General features: G+C 73.7%; 5 protein-coding genes. 3 read left to right on the top strand and 2 right to left on the bottom strand.

All coding sequences use genetic code 11. The features are described from left to right. Positions 1 to 30: 30 nt before the first annotated feature. Positions 31 to 1,455: a type I glutamate--ammonia ligase gene (gene glnA / locus KBX37_RS33160; RefSeq protein WP_210779768.1), complete on the bottom strand. Its 1,425-nt coding sequence runs from the start codon at positions 1,453 to 1,455 to the stop codon at positions 31 to 33. 276 nt (positions 1,456 to 1,731) lie between these two features. Between glnA and KBX37_RS33155 the strand changes: the two genes are divergently transcribed. Next, on the top strand, positions 1,732 to 2,145 hold the full coding sequence (locus KBX37_RS33155) for an RDD family protein (RefSeq protein ID WP_374103942.1): 414 nt from the start codon (positions 1,732 to 1,734) through the stop codon (positions 2,143 to 2,145). 169 nt (positions 2,146 to 2,314) lie between these two features. Here the strand turns inward: KBX37_RS33155 and KBX37_RS33150 are convergent, their stop codons facing one another. Further along, the gene (locus tag KBX37_RS33150; RefSeq protein ID WP_210779767.1) at positions 2,315 to 3,001 is read right to left on the bottom strand and encodes a DUF4191 domain-containing protein; all 687 of its coding nucleotides are present in this window, start codon (positions 2,999 to 3,001) and stop codon (positions 2,315 to 2,317) included. 193 nt (positions 3,002 to 3,194) lie between these two features. Between KBX37_RS33150 and KBX37_RS33145 the strand changes: the two genes are divergently transcribed. Both KBX37_RS33145 and KBX37_RS33140 read left to right on the top strand, forming a co-directional pair. Continuing rightward, a complete protein-coding gene (locus KBX37_RS33145; RefSeq protein WP_210779766.1) occupies positions 3,195 to 3,365 on the top strand; it encodes a hypothetical protein in 171 nt (56 codons plus the stop codon). Between the two features lie 5 nt (positions 3,366 to 3,370). Then, the coding region (locus KBX37_RS33140; protein WP_307849304.1) for an AAA family ATPase at positions 3,371 to 5,812 on the top strand (2,442 nt) is incomplete at its 3' end.

Raw genomic sequence — 5,812 nt, 5'->3', positions numbered from 1 at the left:
TCCCCGCCCCGGCCGGTGTCGGTCGACTGCTCAGCAGTCGAAGTACATGGCGAACTCGTGCGGGGTCGGGCGCAGGCGGACCGGGTCGACCTCGTTGGCGCGCTTCCAGCCGACCCAGGTGGAGATCAGGTCCGGCGTGAAGACGCCCCCGTCGAGCAGGTAGTCGTGGTCGGCCTCGAGGGCGTCGAGCACGGCCGGCAGCGAGCCCGGCACCTGCTTGACGTCGCCCCACTCCTCCGGCGGCAGGTCGTAGAGGTCCTTGTCGATCGGCGCCGGCGGCTCGATCTTGTTCTTGATGCCGTCCAGGCCGGCCATCATCATCGCGGAGAAGGCGAGGTACGGGTTGCTGGACGGGTCCGGCACCCGGAACTCGACCCGCTTGGCCTTGGGGTTGCTGCCGGTCACCGGGATGCGGGTGCAGGCGGAGCGGTTGCGCTGGGAGTAGACCAGGTTGACCGGCGCCTCGAAGCCCGGCACCAGCCGGCGGTACGAGTTGACCGTCGGGTTGGTGAAGGCCAGCAGCGACGGGGCGTGGTGCAGCAGACCACCGATGTACCAGCGGGCCGTGTCCGACAGGCCGGCGTAGCCGGTCTCGTCGTAGAACAGCGGTTCGCCGTTGAGCCACAGGCTCTGGTGGGTGTGCATGCCGGAACCATTGTCGCCGAACAGCGGCTTGGGCATGAAGGTGGCGGTCTTGCCGGCTGCCCAGGCCTCGTTCTTGATCAGGTACTTGAACAGCTGCAGCTGGTCGGCGGAGTGCAGCAGGGTGGAGAACTTGTAGTTGATCTCCGACTGGCCGGCGGTGCCGACCTCGTGGTGCGAGCGCTCCACGGTGAAGCCGGCGTCGATCAGGCGGCGGACCATGCTGTCGCGCAGGTCGGCGTAGTGGTCCACCGGCGGCACCGGGAAGTAGCCGCCCTTGTAGGCGGTCTTGTAGCCGCGGTTGCCGCCGTCTTCCTCACGGCCGGTGTTCCACGCGCCCTCGATCGAGTCGATGTAGTAGAACGACTGGTGGGCGGAGGTCTCGTGGCGGATCGAGTCGAAGATGTAGAACTCGGCCTCGGCGCCGAAGTAGGCGGTGTCGGCGATGCCGCTGGCCGCCAGGTACGCCTCGGCCTTCTTCGCCACGTTCCGCGGGTCCCGCGAGTACGCCTCGCGGGTGAACGGGTCGTGGATGAAGAAGTTCAGCGCGAGGGTCTTCTGCGCGCGGAACGGGTCGATGAAGGCGCTCGCGACGTCCGGGAGCAGGAGCATGTCCGACTCGTGGATCGCCTGGAAGCCGCGGATCGACGAGCCGTCGAACGCGAGGCCGTCGGTGAAGACGCTGTCGTCGAAGGACTCGACCGGCAGGTTGAAGTGCTGCATCACGCCGGGCAGGTCACAGAAACGTACGTCGACGAACTTCACGTCCTCGTTCTTGAGGTATCGCAGGAGTTCCTCGGGATTGGCAAACACACGTCCTCCTGGCACGTCCACTCCGGTGGCTGGGCACTGACGACGCTATGGCCGCGCGGTTGCCCGGCCGTGTCTCCTCTGTTTCCGCCGTGTTACGTCGCTCGCGGAGCGTCATCGGCGCCGCTCAGCCCTCGGCGGGTCACCGTTCGGACGATACCCGCTGGGAGGGTGTATGGCTAATTGATGTGGTTGGCCCGATTCTGCGATACGTGCCGATCCGGCGTCCGCCGCCCGCCCCGGCCGCCGCCGACGGGGCGCTGACTACCCTTGACCGTCGTGACCAACCCGCACGCCGCGGCACCGGTGCCGCCCGCCGCCGACCCGTCCTTCACCCCGCCGAGCCTCGGCCGCCGGTTCGGTGCCCTGGTGATCGACTGGGTGCTCTGCCTGCTGGTCGCCCGCGGCTTCGCCGACCCGGTCAGCGACGGCTGGGCCCCACCGCTGGTGCTGATCCTCGAGTACGGCTTCTTCCTCGGCCTCTTCGCGCAGACCCCCGGCATGTTCATCACCAGGGTGCGCTGCGTCGGCTGGGCCGACGGCGGCCGGATCGGGCTGCTCCGGGCGCTGCTGCGTGGCCTGCTGCTCGCCCTGGTGGTGCCCGCGCTGCTGATGGACGAGCACCGGCGCGGCCTGCACGACCGGCTCACCGGCTCGGTGATCGCCGACGCGCCCCGCCCCACCCGCCCCTGACGCGCCGCCGGGCGTTTCCGGAGGCATGATCGACTCCAGGTCGCCGACATGGGCCTGTCCCGGTCGTCCGGATCCCGCCGGATCGGCGGAACGGGGTGGATCACCGCCTCTGGGCGGCACGAAAGAGCCGGGCCCCCGAAGGGGCCCGGCTCTTCGCGTACGTCGGGGGTCAGCGGCCCCGCGTCTGGCGGAACGCGCGCGGCGGCCGCATGTTCTTCGGGATCGCGCCCTTGGGCATCTGCGGGCGGGCGGTGAGCGCCTTGAGGCGCTTGTCCAGGGCGTTGACGTCCTTGCCCTGGAGGTTGCGCGGCAGCTTCATCAGGGTCATCCGCAGCTTGCGGACCGGCAGCTCGCCCTCGCCCTGGCCGATCACGTAGTCGTAGAGCGGCGCCGAGCCGATCACCTTGGCCAGCCGGCGCTTCTCCTGGCCGAGCAGGCCGCGCACCCGCTGCGGGTTCCCCTCGGCCAGCAGGATCACGCCGGGGCGGCCGATCACCAGGTGGACCATGTCCATCTGCGTGGTGGAGCTGACCGCCGGGGTGACCCGCCAGTCGCCGCGCATGCTCTCCATGATCTGCGCCGCCGCGCCGGGCTGCCCCTCGGCGGCGTTCATCATCGCCTTGTTCGACCGCAGGTTGAGCACGATCAGCACGGCGAGCAGGGTGATCAGGATGCCCAGCGGCAGCCAGATCCAGCTCCAGAGGATCACCGCGACCACGGTGAGCGCGAGCGGGATCAGCACCGCCGCAGCGGTCAGCGGCGCGAACCACCTGTCCTGCTTGGCGGTGAACCGGAACACCATCCCGATCTGCTTCAGCCGCTGGCCGAACGAGACCTTCTCCTGGGGCTTTGCCATGCCCCAGAGTCTAGTGGTCCCCGCCGCCGCGAATGATCCGCGGCCGGCTGAGTACCTTACGCCGCCTCAGCGGGCGTTTCCGGCCTCGGTAAGGAGGGCGCACGCCCGAAGATCAGGCACCGCACCCATGCCCCGGGGGCACCTTCGCGCGGAAAGTCGACATCAGCGAACGACGACCCCGAAGGAGCTCGACATGTTCGGCAACGACGCAGACTTCCTCCTCTCCATCCACCGCAGCCACGCCGCCGAGCTCCAGGCCGACGCCGAGGCGGCCCGGCTCGCCCGGTCCCTGCCGCGCCGGCACGGCCGTAGCTGGCTGAGCCGCCGCAGCCGCCCGGGCCGCACCGACGCCGCCCGCCGGTGACGACCGTGGCCACCGCCGCTGCGGCGGCGAGCACCGGCCCCACCGCTGCGGCGGCGAGCACCGGCCCCACCGGGGTGGCGGTCGCGGACCGCCCGGTCGGTGGGGCCGGTGCCGGCGGCGGGCGTGGCATGCTCGGTGCCGTGACCGTACGCGCCGCCAGCACCGTCCTCGTCGGCCGCCAGGGCGAGGTCGGGTCGCTGCGCACCGCCCTGGCCCGCGCCCGGGCCGGGGAACCCACCACCGTCCTGGTCGGCGGCGAGGCCGGCGTCGGCAAGACCCGGCTGCTGGAGGAGTTCGGCGCGCTGGCCGGCGCCGCCGGCGCCCGGCTGCTGGTCGGCCAGTGCCTGGAGCTGGGCGAGGCCGGCCTGCCCTTCGCGCCGTTCGCCGCCGCGCTGCGCGAGGTGCTGCGCCGCGACGGTCCCGGCGTCTTCGACGGGTACGAGCCGGAGTTCGCCCGCCTGCTGCCCGAGCTGGGCCGGGGACCGGCCGCCGTCGCCGCGCCGGCCGGGCCGGCCCTTTCCGACGCCCCCCGAGGCTACCTGTTCGACCTGGTCGGGGAGCTGTTCCACCGGCTCGCCGCCGACCAGCCGCTGGTGCTGGTGATCGAGGACCTGCACTGGGCCGACCGGTCCACCCGCGACCTGATCGGCTTCCTGGTCCGGGCCGCCCGCACCGCCCGGGTGCTGCTGGTCTGCACGTACCGCACCGACGAGCTGCACCGGGGCCACCCGCTGCGGCCGTTCCTGGCCGAGCTGGACCGGGCCCGCAGCGTCGAGCGGATCGAGCTGGGCCGCCTCGACCGGGACGGCACCGCCGCGATCCTCGCCGACATCCTCGGCGCCGAGCCGGCCGCCCGCGCCGTCGACGACGTCCACGAACGTACCCAGGGCAACCCGTTCTTCATCGAGGAGCTGGCCGCGGCCGGCGACCCGGTCGGCTGCGCCACCCTGCCGGAGACCCTGCGCGACCTGCTGCTGGCCCGGGTCGACCGGCTCCCCGACGCCGCGCAGCGGGTGCTGCGTATCGCCGCCGCCGGCGGCACCCGCTTCGCGCACCAGCTCCTCGCCGAGGTCGCCGGCCTGCCCGAGCCCGAGCTGGAGGACGCGCTGCGCGCCGCCGTCGCCGCCCAACTGGTCGTCGCCGACCCCGACGGCGACTACGAGTTCCGGCACGCCCTGGTCCGCGAGGCCGTCCACGACGAACTGCTGCCCGGCGAGCACGCCCGGCTGCACGCCCGGTACGCCGCCGCCATCGAGGCGCAGCCGCACCTGGTCGCCGCCGGCCGCGCCCCGGCCGAGCTGGCCCACCACTGGTACGCCGCCCACGACCACCCCCGCGCCCTGGTCACCGCCCGCGCGGCGGCCTGCGCCGCCGCCGGCCGGTACGCGTACGCGGAGCAGAGCCGGCTGTTGGAACGGGTGCTGGAGCTGTGGGAGCTGGTGCCCGACGCCGCCGACCGGCTCGGCATGGACCACCTGGCGGTGCTGGAGGAGACCCTGGACGCCGCCACCACGGCCGGCGACTACAGCCGCGCGCTCACCCTCACCCGGGCCGCGCTGGCCGAGGTGGACGCCGACGCCGCGCCGCTGCGCGCCGCCCGGCTGCTGGACCGGCGGGGCCGGCTGCTCGCCCTGCTCGGCAAGAGCGACGGCAGCGCCGAGCTGCGCGAGGCGTACCGGCTGGCGGGCGGGGTGCCGGACGGACCGGAGCGGGTCCGACTCCTCGCCGACATCGCCGCGCACCTGGTGAAGATCGATCCGCTGCTGGCCGCGGCCGTCGCCGCCGAGGCGCGCACGGTCGCCGAGGCGGTCGGCGAGGACGTCGCCCTGCTGCCCACCCGGATCGCCATGCTCTGCCGCACCGACCAGGCCCCGGACCTCGGCCTGGCCGAGCTGCGCCGGGCCGAGGCGCTGGCCCGCGCCGCCGGCAACGCCCCGGCGCTGGTCAGCGCGCTGGTCCACCTCTCCGACGTGCTGTTCGAGCTGGGCCGGTACGCCGAGTCCGCCGACGCGGCCGCCGCCGGGGTGAGCGAGGCGCGGCGGATCGGCATCAGCCGCTCCGGCGGGGCGTACCTGCTGTCCAACCAGGCCGAGGCGCTGCTCGCCCTGGGCCGCTGGGACGAGGCCGACGCGGCCTGCGCCGACGCGGCCCGGATCGACCCGCCCGGCGTCTCCGGCCTGCACTGGCTCCAGCTGCGCGCCGGGCTGCGGCTGGCCCGGGCCCACCCGGCCGCCGACGAGCTGGTCGGCCGCGCGTTGGGCTTCCTCGCCCGGCCGTACCTGTGGCCGACCCACCGGCGGCCCCTGCACGAACTGCGGATCGAGGCGGTGCTGGCGGCCGACGACCAGGTCGAGGCCGTCCGGGCGGCCCGCGCCGCGCTGGCCGACGACCGCCTGCCGCACCTGCCCCGCGAGGGGTGGCCGGTGCTCAGCGCCGCCGCCCGTACC

The sequence above is a fragment of the Micromonospora sp. U56 genome, assembly GCF_018070095.1.
In the GTDB taxonomy this organism is placed as follows: Bacteria; Actinomycetota; Actinomycetes; order Mycobacteriales; family Micromonosporaceae; genus Micromonospora; species Micromonospora purpureochromogenes.
Note: the sequence above shows the minus strand (reverse complement) of the source record. Positions and strands in the feature narration are given on the sequence as shown.